The following is a 14,969-nucleotide window of genomic DNA, read 5'->3' on the forward strand; positions in this document are numbered from 1 at the left end:
TCGCCTCGTCACTTCCCTGTGCCCAGTGCGCAACGATGGAAGATCGACCACGAATCGGGCATACAGTCGTGGGTTATGCACATGTTGTTCCGCACGTTGCTGCACCTGCTGTTCCTCTCGCGCCGCAAGCCCGACCTCGGGTACCGGGATGTCGCGCGCACCAGGTTCATCACCCTGCCGACCGACCTCGACATCAACCGCCACATGAACAACGGCGTGTACTTCTCGATCATGGATGTCGCCCGCTTCGACATGCTGGTGCGCAACGGGGTGTGGAAGATGATGCTCGACAAGGGCTGGTATCCGGTCGTGGCGAGCGAGACCATCACGTTCCGCAAGTCGCTCGGGCTCTGGGATCGCTTCACGATCGAGTCGCGACTGGTCGGCCATGACGACAAGGCCGTGTACATGGAGCAGCGCTTCGTGCGTCCCGCCTCGACCGGTTCGGCGACGGGAACGGGGGAGCCCGAGATCTACGCGACGGGGTTCATCCGCGCGCGCTTCCTGCGGCGTGCCGGCGGCACGGTGCCGATGTCCGAGATCGTCGAGGCGCTCGGCGTGACCGACGCGCACGGCATCCCGGAGTGGCTCGAACGGTGGGGCACGGATGTCGCGCTGCCCGCGACGCGGGCGGAGGCGCCTTCGGTCTGGCCCTGAGGGGGCGGGAGGGCGGAGGAGGGGTCAGGAGCGCGCCTTCAGCGGCACGACGACCTCCTTGATGATCAGCATGATCCCGGCCGCGACCGGGATCGCGACCAGCGCGCCCGGGAGACCCGCGAGCGTGCCGCCCGCGAGCGCGGCGATCAGGACGATCGAGCCCGGCACCTGTACGGCCCGGCTCATGACCCGAGGCGTGAACACGTACGCCTCGACCTGCATGTAGACGAGCATCGCGACGAGCACGATGAGCGCCGCGCCGGGCGACACGAAGAGCGCGACGATCGTCATGAACACGGTCGTGAGCACGGTTCCGATGAGCGGGATGAGCGTGATGAAGAACGCCGCCACCGAGATGACGAGCGCGAACGGCACGCCGACGAGCGACAGCAGGAGGAGGCTGAACACCGCATTGAAGAACGCGAGCACGACCATCCCGCTGAGGTACCGGCCGACGTTCTGCATGATGCGCTCGGCGTAGTCGACGACACGCGCCCGATGGGATGCCGCGACGAGGCTGTAGACGGCGGCCTTCGAGGCATCCAGCGTCGCGGTGAAGTAGATGGTCAGGATGAAGATGAAGAACCCGGTCGAGATCCCGCCGACGATCGCGACGCCGATGTTGAGGGCGCCGCCGCCCACCGTGGCCCAGAAGTCCGGGTCGCTGATGGTCGTGGTGATCCACGCGTAGACCGTGCCGAGGACCCCGCCCGTGCCCGACTGCGCCTCCTGGAACCACTCCTGCGTCTGCAGGTCCTGGTACATCGCGGGCAGCGACCGGATGAACGAGGCCGCCTGGCTGATGACGAGCGGCAGCACGAGCCAGAGCAATCCCGCGATGACGAGCACGAAGAGGATGATCACGGTCAGGATCGCGAGGGGACGGCGCATTCCTCGCCGCTCGAGCCATCGCACGAGCGGATCGAGTCCGAGGGTGATGAAGATCGCGGCGAACACCGAGAACACGACGCTCGACAGGCTCGCCATCGCCGAGGCGAGGGCGAGCGCGAGCAGCACGCCGAGCGTCGCGACGAACGCCCAGACGAACGGGCGGTTCGCCATGAGATTCGCGTGGCGCTCGCGCAGCCCCTGCCTGCCGTCGGCCTCGCGGGCCCGCCGCTCGATGCTCTTCACGGCGTCAGTCTAGGGTTCGCCCGCCTCGGGGCCCCGCACCCCGCCGGTCTCAGCTGCGCGCGGCGTCGGGGACGTGCAGTCGCCGGTAATGGTCGGAGAACGACGGGTAGTACTGCTCCCATTCGGGCATCGTGCGTCCGGCGTGGGCGGCGACCAGCCGGTCGAGGTAGTAGTCCCAGCCGGGGCCCATCGTCGCGGCATCCGCTGCGCTCTGCAGTCGGTTCCCGAACGTCAGGGTCGTCATGCCGCCGCCCTCGACGAGGTGGCAGTACACGCGCATCGGTGCGTTGCCCTCGCGTGAATCGACCGTGAAGCGGTGCGGCGGCTGGCACTCGAGGATGGACACGTTCTGCCAGTCGCTGCCCTCCTCGAACGACATGCGGAACTTCACGCCGCCGGTCGCCGGGCTGCCGGTGTAGGTGCCGATCCACGCCTGCATGGCGCCGGGATTCGTGAGCGTGAACCAGACCTCTTCGATGGGCGCATGGAACAGGCGGTCGAATTGCAGGTACAGCCCGTCGGGCTTCAACGTGTAGTGGCCGGTCGGTTTCGCGGTCATCATCGCCTCCCTGCTCGTCGTGCTCTCAGGCTAATGCGGCGGCATGCCTATCTCCACCCGACAGGCCTCACTAGAGTTGCCGCATGAGTTCCAAGGGAGGGCAACGCGTGGGAAACGACGCAGCGATGAACGTCACCGAGGGCAAGTCCGGATTGTGGGGGGCCCTGGCCGGCGTGATCGTCGCCGCGCTGATCGCCGTGCCGCTCTCGGCGGCGTTCGCGTTCGCCACGCATCCGATGTCGCAGCAGCTCTTCGCGGGCCGACTCGAGGAGGCGTCGACCGGCGGCTACGTCGCGTTCTGGTGGGTCGTCACGCTCCTGCTCGCGGCGCTGCCCTTCCTCGTCGGCTTCGGCGTGGCCAAGCTGTCACCGCGCTCGCTCACGATCGTGGGTGCGGTCGTCGCGCTGTTCGTGATCGCGATCATGGTGCTTGGGCAGATGTTCGTCTTCTGATCCCACCGCGGTCGGGGCGCGGCATCTCAGCCGACGGATGCCTCGAGCACGGCCATCGCCGCGTTGTGTCCGCCGATGCCGCTCACGGCCCCGCCGCGCACCGCGCCCGAGCCGCAGACGAGGATCCGCGGATGCCGCGTCGCCACGCCCCACCGTTCGGCGGGCGTCCGGAGTGGGGCGTCCTCCTCGGCCCATGGCCACGACAGCGGCCCGTGGAAGATGTTGCCGCCCGGCATGCGGAGCGCCTCCTCGAGGTCGAGCGTGGTCTTCGTCTCGATGCAGGGGCGGCCCGCGGCATCCGTCGCGATGACGTCCTCGATGGGCTCGGCGAGCATCGAGTTCAGCGATGCGAGCACGGCGGCCTGCAGCCGCTCGCGCAGCTCGTCGTTGCGGAACCGCTCGAGCAGGCGGTGCGGCACGTGCAGTCCGAACACCGTGAGGGTGTGGGCGCCGGATGCCGCGAGCTCGGGGTCGAGGATGGACGCGTCGCTCAGCGTGTGGCAGTAGATCTCGCACGGCAGCGGCGACGGGATCTCGCCGCGGGCGGCGGAGCGGTAGGCGGCGTCGAGCTGCGTCTCGAGCTCGTTGATGTGGAACGTGCCGGCGAACGCCGCCTCGGGGGCGACCTCGGTGTCGCGCAGGCGCGGAAGGCGGGTGAGGAGCAGGTTCACCTTCACCTGCGCGCCCTCGGGGGCGGCGAGCCGGCGGAGGCGTTCGCGCACGACCGGCGGGACGGCGAGGGGGCCGTCGGGGGAGAAGGGGCGCTCGTCGCGCGGGGCGACCCCACCGTTCCCTGAGCCTGTCGAGTTCCCTGAGCCTGTCGAACGGAACCCGGACGCCGCGGCCTCGAGGAGCGTGTCGAGCACGGCCGGCGCCACGTTCGAGAGCAGGATGGCAGCGGATGCCTCGTGCTCGACGCCGTCGAGGCGGTATCGCACGCGTCCGGCGGGGTCGACGGCGATCACCTCGGCGCCGGTGACGAGCTCGGCGCCCGCCTCGCGCGCCGCGTGGGCGAGTTCACCGGTCACGGTGCCCATGCCGCCGACCGGGACATCCCAGTCGCCCGTGCCGCCGCCGATGACGTGGTAGAGGAAGCAGCGGTTGGCGTCGAGTGCCGGGTCGTCGAGGTCGGTGAACGTGCCGATGAGGCCGTCGGTCGCGACCACGCCGCGCACGAGGTCGTCGGAGAAGCGAGCGTCGATCGTGCGGCCGAGCGGCTGCTCGATGAACTCGGCCCACACCCGGTCGTCGCCGACGAGGGCGCGCGCTTCGTCGCGGGTCGGCAGCGGCTCGGTGAGGGTGGGGAACAGCGCCTCGGCGACCCGCGTGGTGTCGGCGTAGAACGCCTGCCACGCGTCGGTGTCGTCGGCTGCGCCGACCCGGGCGAACGCGTCGCGAGCGGCTGAAGCATCCGCCTCGACGTCGACGAGGAGGCCGCGCTCGGGGTCGCGGGGGTCGGGCGTGTACGACGAGTACCGGCGGCGCACGAGCCGCACGTCGAGCCCGAGGTCGTCGATGACGCGCTGCGGCAGGAGGCTCACGAGGTACGAGTACCGGCTGAGGCGCGCGTCGACGCCGTCGAACGCCTGCGCCGAGACGGCGGCGCCGCCGAGGTGGTCGTCGCGCTCGAGCAGGAGCACGGAGCGTCCGGCGCGGGCGAGGTAGGCGGCGGCGGTGAGGCCGTTGTGTCCGCCGCCGATGATCACGACGTCGTGGTGCTGGGGCATCCCACGAGCGTAGACGGAACCGGGGGGCGAGCGGATGGCGCATCCGCTCGCCCTCGCCGGCCAACTCGGCGCTCAGTTCGCGCGGCGCATCGCCCGCACGCCGACGAACACGCCGATCGCGCACGTCGCGGCCGCGGCGATGACGCCGCCGAGCACGGCGGGGCTGCCGAGGTCGCCCGCGAGCAGCGCCCGTTCGGCGGCCACGAGGTAGCTGAGCGGGTTCACGGCGGCGGCCACCTGCATCCAGTCGGGACCGTCCTCGAGGGGGAGCAGCATGCCCGAGAGGATCATGAGGGGGAACAGCAGCGTCTGGTGCACCATCCAGAACATCCAGTCGCGGTTGCGGCAGGAGAGCGCGAGCGTGTAGCTCAGCGCACCGAACCCGACGCCGAACACGGCGAGCACCGCGAGGCCGGCGACGAGGCCGGGCACGTCGAGCCGGAACCCGAACGGCACGGCCACGAGCACGACGATCGTGCCCTGGATCGTGAGCGGCACGACCTCCTTGAGCGCACGCCCGACGAGCAGGGCGCTGCGGGACAGCGGCGCCACGAGCGTGCGCTCGTGCGAGCCGGTCTGCATCTCGAAGAGGAGGTTCGCGCCCGTCGAGGCCGTGCCGAACAGGGCGACCATCACGAGGATGCCCGGCACGAACCACTGCAGGGTGCCGGCGACGTCGCCGCCGGCCGCGCCGATGAGCAGCGGCCCGAACAGGCCGAGGAACACGAGCGGCTGCACGAGCGAGAAGATCACGCTGAACGGATCGCGCACGAGCGGGCGCGACTCGCGCACGAAGACGGTTCCGACGTCGCGAGCGAATCCGGTGGGGCGTGCGGATGCCGCGGGGCTGGTGGTGGCGGTGGTGGTGGTCATGATGTGGTCCTTTCGGTCGAGGTCGGACTGAGGGTCAGCTCGCGAGGGCGGGCTCGGGCTGGGGTTCGGGCGTCGCGGCCTCCTCGCGGAGGCTGCGGCCCGTGAGCGCGAGGAACACGTCGTCGAGCGTGGGCTGGCGATGCGTCGCCGCGAGCACGTGGAGTCCCGCGTCCGAGAGCTCGCGGATCCAGCGGGGGAGGGCACGGTCGCCGCCGGGCGCGGTGACCGTGACGACGGCCCCGTCGACCGCGCCGCCGACGCGGGACGCAGCGGCTGCGGCATCCGTCGCCGAACCGAACTCGAGCGTCACGCGGTCGCCCGCGAGCGACGACTTCAGCGCCCAGGCGGTGTCGTCGGCGATGACGGCGCCGTGGTCCATCACCATGACGCGCTCGGCGAGCTGGTCGGCCTCGTCGAGGTAGTGGGTCGTGAGGAAGATGCTCGTGCCGGTGGAGCGGCGCAGGTCGACGATGTGGTCCCACAGGTTGGCTCGGCTGTGCGGGTCGAGGCCCGTCGACGGCTCGTCGAGGAAGAGGAGCTCGGGCCGATGGATGAGGCCGAGCGCGATGTCGAGCCGTCGCTTCTGACCGCCCGACAACGACTGCACCTGCCGATTCGCGACCTGGCCGAGCTCGAGCGACTCGATGAGCTCGGCGGCGCGGGCGCGCGTCTCCCGGCGGCCGAGTCCGTAGAACGCGCCCTGCGCGTGCAGCTCGTCGCGCACCCGCTGGGTGTGCCCGCCCGACGAGCCCTGGCCGACGTAGCCGATACGGCGACGCACGCCGGCCGGATCGTGGCGGATGTCGCAGCCGGCCACGATCGCCTCGCCGCTCGTCGGCGGCAGCAGCGTGGTGAGCATGCGCAGGGTCGTCGACTTGCCGGCGCCGTTCGGGCCGAGGAAGGCGACGAGCTCGCCGTGGGCGACCTCGAGGTCGACGGCGCGGACGGCCTCGACGGTCTGCCCCTTCGAGCGGAACGTCTTCGTGAGGCCGCGGGCGGTGATCATCTGCTGGTGGTTCGTGAGCTTGGTCATGCGTCCAGTCTCCCGAGGCATCCGGCCACTTCCTGTCCGCATGGGCGAGATACTTGGAGTATGGCCGCGACCACGTCGAGAACCCTCGAACTCCTCTCCCTGCTGCAGAGCCACCGGCACTGGTCGGCCCGCGAACTCGTCGACCGGCTCGGCGTCAGCGAGCGCACGCTGCGTCGCGACGTCGAGCGGCTGCGCGAGCTCGGCTACGGCATCGAGTCGATGCGCGGGAGCGCGGGCGGCTATCGCCTCGAGGCCGGCACGGGCCTGCCGCCCTTGCTCCTCACCGACGACGAGGGCGTCGCGATCGCGGTCGGGCTGCGCTCGCAGGCGACCGCAGGGCTCCGCGGCGCCGAGCACACGACGCTCAGCGCGCTCGCGAAGATCGAGCAGGTGCTGCCCGCGCCGCTGCGCCGCCGCATCGATGCGCTGGCCTCGCACGCGACCCCCGGCGTCGGACCCGGCGCGGCCGGGGCATCCGGACGTCCGATGCCCGAGATCGACACCGAACTGCTCGGCGCGCTCGCGCTCGCCTGTCGCGATTCGGAGCGGCTGCGCTTCAGCTACATGGATGCCTCGGGCCAGGCCTCGGCGCGCGTGGTCGAGCCGTACCGACTCGTGCCCGTCGCCCGGCGCTGGTACCTGCTCGCCTGGGATCGGCAGCGCGAGGACTGGCGCACGTTCCGCCTCGACCGGATGGCCGACCTCTTCCCGACGCGCGTGCGCTTCGAGCCGCAGCCGCTGTCCGACGACGAAGCTCGCGAACGCGTCGAGCGGGCGCTGCGGCATCGCGACCGCAGCGTGACGGCGCACGTCATCGTCGAGCTGCCGCGCGAGGAGCTCGTCGAGCATCTCGGCTGGTACGGGCGCGACGTCGTGGCGGACGGGCCGTCGCGGTCGGTGTGGCCGCTCGAGGCCGACCACGTCGAGAACCTCGCGATGGCGCTCATGTGGGTGCCCCGGGGCATCCGGTACCGCGTCGAAGGGCCGCCCGAGGTGCTCGAGTTCCTCGTCGAGCAGGCCGAGCGGTTCGCCGCCGCGGCCGGCGGGCGGGGCTGAGCGCCGGCGGCATCGGCCGTGTCTCGGTGCATCGCGTCAGTTGCCGGCCGCGGTGGCGGTGCGCCGAGCGGCTCGGCGCAGCGCGTCACGGCAGGCCACGACGGCGGGACGGGCGGCCACGGCGTGGCGGGTCGACGTGAAGACCTCGCGCTCGGGATGCCCCGGCAGGTCGACGAGGGTGACGCTCGGGTCCTCGCCCGCCCACACCAGGTCGGGCAGGAGGCCCACGGCGTTGCCCGAGCGGATGAGCCGGATGTGCGCCATGAGGTCGGCGGTCTCGAAGCGCACGTCGGGCTCGAAGCCCGCGTCGCGGCAGAGCTGCTCGGCCCACTCGCGCGACGCCGTGCCTCGCGGCTCGAGCACCCATGGCATGCCGGATGCCGCGGCGAGCGAGCCTTCCCCGGCCCGCCCCACGTCACGCTCTGCGGATATCCGATCGGCCACGCCGGCCGCACCCTCACCTGAACCGGGGTGGCGGATCGTATATCCGCCGGATGGAACGGGAGCAGGAGCGGGGGCGGGCGGCAGCGCCAGCCGGATCGCGTCGGCGGCGAGGTGCACTCGGTCGAGGTCCTCGCGGTGCGCACGCGTGTGCCCGGGGTACTGCTCGGCGACCACGAGGTCGAAGTCCCGCGCCGCGACGTCGAAGAGGGCGAGCTCGGGCTCGCGCTCGGTGACCTCGACACGGAGTGAGGGGTGCTCCGCGCGCAGCAGCGTCAGGGCCTGCGGCACCACGGCGTGCGCGGCTGACTGGAACACGGCGATGCGCACGGTGCCGCCGACCGAGGTGAGCGAGCGCGCGACATCCGCCTCCGCCTCCTCGAGGCGGTCGAGCACCGCCTGCCCGTGCTCGACGAGCACGAGCGCCTGCGGCGTGAGCTGCACGCGCCGGCCGACCTGCACGAGCAGCGGCACGCCCGCCTCGCGCTCGAGCAGGCTCAGCTGCTGCGACACCGACGACGGGCTGTACGACAGCGCCTCGGCGACGGCGGCGAGCGTGCCGCGGCGGCTCAGCTCGACGAGGAGTCGCAGTCGTCGCACGTCGAGCACGGGTCCTCGCTTCCGGAGCTGTCGGAGGGCGCTCGCTTCGACAAGCTCAGCGAGCGCGACCATTCGGTTCTGATGAACAGTATGCGTCAGATTCATTTGCTGTACCGAACGGATGTCCCAGCGCACACTGGTAGCGAGCGGCGCGGATGCCCGGCGCGCCCGGATCAACGGAGACTACCCTCGTGACCATGTCGAACGCCGCGACCGACGCACGACCGCACACCGACCAGGTCACCGCCCTCGTGCGCCGCTGGCTCGCCGAGAGTGCCGACCACCCCGCCGAACCCGCCGCCGAGCGACTTGCCGGCGTGCTGAAGGACCCCAACGGGCTCGCCTTCACGGTCGGCTTCGTCGACGGCGTCATGCGGCCGGAAGACCTGGGCGTCGCAGGCCGCAACCTCGAGCAGGTCGCGAGGCTCACGCCGAGGTTCCTGCCCTGGTACCTCACGGCGGCCGTCCGCGTCGGTGGGGTCGTCGCGCCCGTGTTCCCGTGGCTGGTCATCCCGATCGCGCGGCGCGTGCTCCGGGCGATGGTCGGACACCTCGTGCTCGACGCGACGCCCGACAAGCTCGGTCCGGCGATCGCGACACTGCGCGAGTCGGGCAACCGCCTCAACCTCAACCTGCTCGGCGAGGCCGTGCTCGGCGAAGACGAGGCCGACCGGCGGTTGCGCGGCACCTACGATTTCCTCGCGCGCGACGACGTCGACTACGTGTCGATCAAGGTCTCGAGCGTCGTCAGCCAGCTCTCGATGTGGTCGTTCGACGAGGCCGTGCAGCGGGTCGTGAACAAGCTCACGCCGCTCTACGAACTCGCGGCCGCGAGCCCCACGCCCAAGTTCATCAACCTCGACATGGAGGAGTACCGCGATCTCGACCTCACCATCGCGGTGTTCACGAACCTCCTCGACCAGCCTCGGCTGCGCGGGCTCGAGGCGGGCATCGTGCTGCAGACCTACCTGCCCGACGCGCTCGGCGCGATGCAGGAACTCACCGCCTGGGCCATGGAGCGTCGTCGCGCGGGCGGCGCGCCCATCAAGGTCCGGGTCGTGAAGGGCGCGAACCTCGCGATGGAGCACGTCGACGCGGCGATCCACGGCTGGCCCCTGGCGACCTACGACGTCAAGCAGGACTCCGACACGAACTACAAGCGCGTGCTGAGCTGGTCGATGACACCCGAGCGCACCGACGCCGTGAAGCTCGGCATCGCCGGACACAACCTCTTCGACATCGCCCACGCCTGGCTCATGGCCAAGGAGCGCGGCGTCGACTGGCGCGTCGAGTTCGAGATGCTGCTCGGCATGGCGACCGGGCAGGCCGAGGCGGTGCGCCGCGACGTCGGCAACCTCCTGCTCTACACGCCCGTGGTGAATCCGACCGAGTTCGACGTCGCGATCGCGTACCTCATCCGTCGCCTCGAGGAGAACGCCAGCCAGGACAACTTCATGTCGGCGGTCTTCGAGCTCGGCAGCGACGAGCGCCTGTTCGAGCGGGAGCGCCTCCGCTACGAGCGGTCGGTCGCGGCCCTCGAGGCCGAGGGGCCGGGGCGGTCGGCGTTCCCCGAGCCGGTCGAGGAGGTTGCGCCGCCGCGTCCGAACCGGACGCAGAACCGCCGGACCGAGTGGACCGAGGAGACGTTCGCCGAGGCCATGGCGGTGCCCGACGCGCCCGCGCCCGGCGACGACCTCGACGAGGACGCGTCGCTCACGAGCGTCGTGCTCGAGATCACGCGCGGCAGCGGCGGCGTCGAGTTCCCTGAGCCTGTACCGTTCCCTGAGCCTGTCGAAGGGAACACTCCCGGCAGGCCCGCTTCGACAGGCTCAGCGACCGGTACGACCCTCCACGCAGGCCCCGGCGCCACCCCGGGCTTCCGCAACGAGCCCGACACCGACCCGGCGCTGGCCCCCAACCGCGAGTGGGGTCGCCGGATCCTCGAGCGAGTGCCCACGTCACGGCTCGGCATCGACACCGTGGCCGCGGCCCGCGTCGAGGACCAGGAGGCGCTCGCCTCGATCATCGCCACGGTCGCCGAACGCGGCCGCGCCTGGGGGGTGCTGACGGGCGACGAGCGGGCCAAGGTGCTGCACCGCGCGGGCATCGCGCTCGCCGCGAATCGCGACCGGCTCATCGAGGTCATGGCCGCCGAGACCGGCAAGACCATCGCCGAAGCCGACCCCGAGGTGAGCGAGGCCATCGACTTCGCCCACTACTACGCCGAGCGCGCTCGCGAGCTCGACCACGTGCATGGGGCGGTCTTCGTCCCGCCGAAGGTCACCGTCGTCACGCCGCCGTGGAACTTCCCGGTCGCGATCCCCGCCGGTGGTGTGCTCGCCGCGCTCGCCGCGGGCTCCGGCGTGATCATCAAGCCCGCGAAGCTCGCCCAGCGCGCGGGCGCGGTGATGGTCGAGGCGCTCTGGGAGGCCGGCGTGCCGCGTGAACTCCTCGCGCTCGTCGACCTCGCCGACCACGAGCTCGGTCGGCAGCTCGTCGCGCACCCCGCTGTAGACCGGGTCATCCTCACGGGTGCCTACGAGACGGCGCAGCTGTTCCGGTCGTTCCGCAACGACCTGCCCCTGCTCGCCGAGACCAGCGGCAAGAATGCGATCATCGTGACGCCGTCGGCCGACCTCGACCTCGCGGCATCCGACGTCGTGAAGAGCGCCTTCGGGCACGCCGGCCAGAAGTGCTCGGCAGCGTCGCTCGTGATCCTCGTCGGCTCGGTCGCGAAGTCCGAGCGGTTCCGCCGCCAGCTCGTCGACGCCGCCACGTCGCTGCGGGTCGGCTACCCCGAGCAGGCGTCGAGCCAGATGGGCCCCATCATCGAGCCTGCGAACGGCAAGCTCCTGCACGCGCTCACCCAGCTCGGCATCGGCGAGGAGTGGCTCGTCGAGCCGAGGCAGCTCGACGGCTCCGGACGGCTCTGGTCGCCCGGCATCCGCACGGGTGTCGCCGCCGGCTCGTACTTCCACCTGACCGAGTTCTTCGGACCCGTGCTCGGCGTCATGCACGCGCGCGACCTCGACGAGGCGATCCGGATGCAGAACGCGGTCGACTACGGCCTGACCGCGGGCCTGCACTCGCTCGACCCCGATGAGATCGCCACGTGGATCGACCAGGTCGAGGCCGGCAACCTCTACGTCAACCGCGGCATCACGGGCGCCATCGTGCAGCGCCAGCCGTTCGGCGGCTGGAAGCGCTCCGCAGTGGGTGCCGGTGCGAAGGCCGGCGGGCCGAACTACCTGCTCGGCCTCGGCGAGTGGCTGCCCAGGCACGATCCGTCGACATCGGGCACGCTGCACCTCCGCGGCCTCGAGCGCCGGGTCACCGAGTTCATCGAGGCGTCGCAGCCGTCGCTCGACTACGAGACCTTCGAGGTGCTGCGACGTTCGGCCCTGTCCGACCAGCTGGCCTGGGCCGAGGAGTACGGCATCGCGAAGGATGTCTCGGGCGTCGGCGTCGAGCGAAACCTCTTCCGCTATCGCCCGGTGCCCGTGACGATCCGCATCGGCGAGTCGTCGGCGCTCGCCGAGGGGCTGCGCGTCATCGCGGCCGGCCTGCTCGCGAAGTCGCACCTGTCCGTGTCGACGGCGTTCGAGCTCCCGGCCCCGGTGCGGGCGGTCCTCGCCGCCCGCGAGATGCTCGTGGTGCGCGAGGGTGATGCCGCCTGGCTCGGCCGCGCCGAGAACGGTGGGATCAGGACACCCCGCGTGCGCCTCGTCGGCGGCGGTGCGTCGGCGCTCGCCGCGGCGCTCGGGGGCACTCCGGATGTCGCGGTGTGGTCGCATCCCGTGACGCCGTCGGGCCGGGTGGAGCTGCTGCCGTTCCTGCGCGAGCAGGCGATCTCGATCACGAACCACCGGTTCGGCAACCCGACGACGATCTCCGACGCCGTCGTCTGACCTCGCGCGGCTCGCGCCCGAACTACGCTCGAGTCATGGGGGTTCGTTCCACGCGCCTGCCGGCGGGCCGGTATTTCGCGCTCACGTGGTCGATCCCCGAGCAGTTCGGCGGCATGACCACGGCGCTGCTGCATCGCTCTGCGGCGTTCCACGGGGTGGCGGGCGTGGACGTCGACGTCCTCACGTTCGACGATCGCCCCGACACGCCCGTTGTCGAGCAGCACCTGCGGGAACGCGGTGTGCTCGCCGATGGGGTGCGCATCGTGAATCTCTACGACTGGCTCCGGGAGCATCCGCTCCCCGGTGGCTCGCTCGCTCCCGACCGCGTCTTCACGCCTCTCACCGACGCCGAGACGACCGAGGTGCGCCTCCGCGACGGCGCCGTGATCGCCCGCGTCCGGCGGCGCGCCGATGGGCGGATCCTCCAGGTCGACCATCTCCGATCCGATGGCTCGCTCGTGCTGAGCGATCGGCGCGACGTACGGAGCCACGGCACGCCGGGGGGCCGGTCGGTCGTGCTGTGCGATTCCGGTGGGAGCCCAGTGCGGTCATGGCGACGCATCCGGCCCCTCTACACTGCGTGGCTCGACGCCCTGACCGACCGGGCGCCGAGCTTCATGATCGTGGACAGCAAGACGGTCGCGCGCTTCATGGTCGGCTACCGGCGAGCCCGCGTGATCGTGGCGCACGTGGTGCACGCGTCGCATCGGCCGGGAGCGGGCGAGCCGGGTCCGGTGCGTGCCTCCCGGCGCGAGGTCTTCGAGCACCTCGACGAGTTCGACCTGGTGTCGTTCCTCTCGCCCCGGCAGGCGGCCGAGGTGGGTGAGCTCGTCGGGCCGCGCCGAAACGTCGTCGTGATCCCGAACTCGCGCACCGATACGCCCGTGAGCCGGGTCGGGGATCGCGACCCCTCCCGCGGCATCGTGCTCGCGGCGCTGGAGGAACGAAAGCGCGTCGAGCACGCGGTCGAGGCCGTGCAGCTCGCGAACTCCCGGCTCCCGACGCCGCTGCACCTCGACGTGTACGGCGACGGAGAATGCCGTGCCTCGGTCGAGTCGCGCATCGCCGACCCCGGTGCGGTGCGCCTCCACGGATACGACCCGGAGGCGCGGGCGCGACTGGCGGAGGCCTCGTTCCTGCTGCTCACCTCGCGTTCCGAAGGCTTTCCGCTCGTGCTCGTCGAGAGCCTCGCCGCCGGCTGCCTGCCGATCGCCTACGACATCCGGTACGGGCCGGCCGACATCATCCGCGACAGGCGCAACGGATTCCTCGTGCCTGCCGGTGATGTCGAGGCGCTCGCCGCGACCCTGCAGCGCTTGCACGACCTGCCTGCTGGGCGCGTGGCGGCGATGCGGCGTGCGGCCGTGCGGTCGGCGCACAGGTTCGACGACGAACGGGTCGTGGCGGCCTGGGCCCGCGAGTTCCGACGGGCGGAGGCACGCAAGCGCGGCTCCCCTCCGCTCGTCTTCGCGCTGCGCACCGCGGTGGCCCGCGTGCCGGGGGCGAGATCGGCGTACCGGGCGATCACCGGGAGCGGCCGCGACATCCGGAACTGATGCCCTCGCCCCATAGGCTCGGGTCATGTCCGTGCATGCCCCGATCGTGACGCTGACGATGAACCCCGCGCTCGACGTCTCGAGCTCGACCGAGCAGGTCGTGCCCGAGCACAAGCTCCGCTGCGGACCGACCCGGTTCGATCCGGGTGGCGGCGGGGTCAACGTGTCACGGGCGATCCGGAACCTCGGCGGCAACTCCGTCGCCATCTGTCCGCTGGGCGGTCCGACCGGGCAGGCCTATCGGGGCTTCCTCGAGCACGAGGGGGTGCTCGCTCGCGTGGTCGGCGTCGCGGGGAACACCCGCGAGAGCTTCACCGTCGACGAGCTGGCGACGGGCGACCAGTTCCGCTTCGTGCTGCAGGGACCGACCCTGCGGGAGCCCGAGTGGCGTGCCTGCCTGTCGGTCGTGGCCGACCTCCTCCCGATCGGCGGATACCTCGTCGCGAGCGGCAGCCTGCCTCCGGGAGTCCCCGACGACTTCTACGCCCTCCTCTCGCGGATCTGCGGCGAGCACGATGTGCGCATCGTCGTCGACGCGTCGGGGCCGGCGCTCGAGGCGGCGCTCGACGAGGGGGTGTTCCTCATCAAGCCGAGCCTGCGCGAGCTCGCGGAACTGGTCGGCTCGGGCGACACGCTCGACGAGGCCGAACAGGTCGAGGCGGCGCGGTCGATCGTCGCGAGCGGACGTGCCGAGGTCGTCGCGCTCTCGCTGGGTGCTGCCGGTGCCGTGCTCGCGACCACCGATGGGGTGCTGCGACTGCTGACGCCGCGCGTGGACGTGCGGAGCACCGTGGGGGCGGGCGACGCGTTCCTCGCCGGGCTCATCCTCCGGCTCGCCGAGCGACGCAGCGTGGAGGAGGCCTTCCGCACGGCCGTTGCGGCGGGCAGCGCGACGGCCATGCTCGAGGCGACGGGGCTCTGCCGCGCCGAGGATGTCGCGCGGCTGGAGGCCGAGCTCGCGGCCTGAGGCCGG

The 14,969-nt window shown here is 71.6% G+C and carries 12 protein-coding genes; 6 read left to right on the forward strand and 6 right to left on the reverse strand.

Going from position 1 to position 14,969, the window contains the following annotated elements; all coding sequences use genetic code 11:
- Positions 1-75: 75 nt before the first annotated feature.
- Positions 76-657, forward strand: a complete 582-nt coding sequence (locus tag ACVFI9_RS00905; protein ID WP_474764170.1) for an acyl-CoA thioesterase — start codon at positions 76-78, stop codon at positions 655-657.
- A 24-nt stretch (positions 658-681) separates the two neighbouring features.
- On the opposite strand, the gene ACVFI9_RS00910 is transcribed toward ACVFI9_RS00905, so the two are convergent.
- Both ACVFI9_RS00910 and ACVFI9_RS00915 read right to left on the reverse strand, forming a co-directional pair.
- Positions 682-1,791: an AI-2E family transporter gene (locus ACVFI9_RS00910; protein ID WP_474764171.1), complete on the reverse strand. Its 1,110-nt coding sequence runs from the start codon at positions 1,789-1,791 to the stop codon at positions 682-684.
- Between the two features lie 49 nt (positions 1,792-1,840).
- Positions 1,841-2,350, reverse strand: coding sequence for an SRPBCC domain-containing protein (locus ACVFI9_RS00915; protein ID WP_474764172.1), 510 nt, complete (start codon positions 2,348-2,350; stop codon positions 1,841-1,843).
- Positions 2,351-2,433: 83 nt separating this feature from the next.
- Between ACVFI9_RS00915 and ACVFI9_RS00920 the strand changes: the two genes are divergently transcribed.
- A complete protein-coding gene (locus tag ACVFI9_RS00920) occupies positions 2,434-2,802 on the forward strand; it encodes a hypothetical protein (RefSeq protein ID WP_474764173.1) in 369 nt (122 codons plus the stop codon).
- A 26-nt stretch (positions 2,803-2,828) separates the two neighbouring features.
- Here ACVFI9_RS00920 and ACVFI9_RS00925 read toward each other — a convergent pair whose 3' ends face one another.
- The 3 genes from ACVFI9_RS00925 to ACVFI9_RS00935 all read right to left on the reverse strand — a co-directional run bounded on the left by ACVFI9_RS00925 (position 2,829) and on the right by ACVFI9_RS00935 (position 6,435).
- Entirely contained in the window at positions 2,829-4,529 is a 1,701-nt protein-coding gene (locus tag ACVFI9_RS00925; RefSeq protein ID WP_474764174.1) for a phytoene desaturase family protein, read from the reverse strand.
- A 72-nt stretch (positions 4,530-4,601) separates the two neighbouring features.
- Entirely contained in the window at positions 4,602-5,402 is an 801-nt protein-coding gene (locus ACVFI9_RS00930) for an ABC transporter permease (protein WP_474764175.1), read from the reverse strand.
- Between the two features lie 34 nt (positions 5,403-5,436).
- Positions 5,437-6,435, reverse strand: coding sequence for an ATP-binding cassette domain-containing protein (locus ACVFI9_RS00935; protein WP_474764176.1), 999 nt, complete (start codon positions 6,433-6,435; stop codon positions 5,437-5,439).
- A gap of 60 nt (positions 6,436-6,495) precedes the next feature.
- Here ACVFI9_RS00935 and ACVFI9_RS00940 point away from each other — a divergent pair, with 60 nt between their 5' ends.
- Positions 6,496-7,491: a helix-turn-helix transcriptional regulator gene (locus ACVFI9_RS00940; protein WP_474764177.1), complete on the forward strand. Its 996-nt coding sequence runs from the start codon at positions 6,496-6,498 to the stop codon at positions 7,489-7,491.
- Between the two features lie 36 nt (positions 7,492-7,527).
- Here ACVFI9_RS00940 and ACVFI9_RS00945 read toward each other — a convergent pair whose 3' ends face one another.
- Positions 7,528-8,541, reverse strand: a complete 1,014-nt coding sequence (locus tag ACVFI9_RS00945; RefSeq protein WP_474764178.1) for a LysR family transcriptional regulator — start codon at positions 8,539-8,541, stop codon at positions 7,528-7,530.
- A 188-nt stretch (positions 8,542-8,729) separates the two neighbouring features.
- On the opposite strand from ACVFI9_RS00945, the gene ACVFI9_RS00950 reads away from it, so the two are divergent.
- From ACVFI9_RS00950 to ACVFI9_RS00960, 3 genes are read left to right on the forward strand one after another with little or no spacing between them, the layout of a single operon-like run.
- Positions 8,730-12,440, forward strand: a complete 3,711-nt coding sequence (locus tag ACVFI9_RS00950) for a proline dehydrogenase family protein (protein WP_474764179.1) — start codon at positions 8,730-8,732, stop codon at positions 12,438-12,440.
- A gap of 35 nt (positions 12,441-12,475) precedes the next feature.
- Positions 12,476-13,996 (forward strand): glycosyltransferase, encoded by a 1,521-nt coding sequence (locus ACVFI9_RS00955; protein WP_474764180.1) that lies wholly within the window; start codon positions 12,476-12,478, stop codon positions 13,994-13,996.
- Positions 13,997-14,021: 25 nt separating this feature from the next.
- The gene (locus ACVFI9_RS00960) at positions 14,022-14,963 is read left to right on the forward strand and encodes a 1-phosphofructokinase family hexose kinase (RefSeq protein ID WP_474764181.1); all 942 of its coding nucleotides are present in this window, start codon (positions 14,022-14,024) and stop codon (positions 14,961-14,963) included.
- The last annotated feature ends 6 nt before the right edge of the window (positions 14,964-14,969 follow it).

This window comes from Agromyces sp. NSFZ (assembly GCF_056156205.1).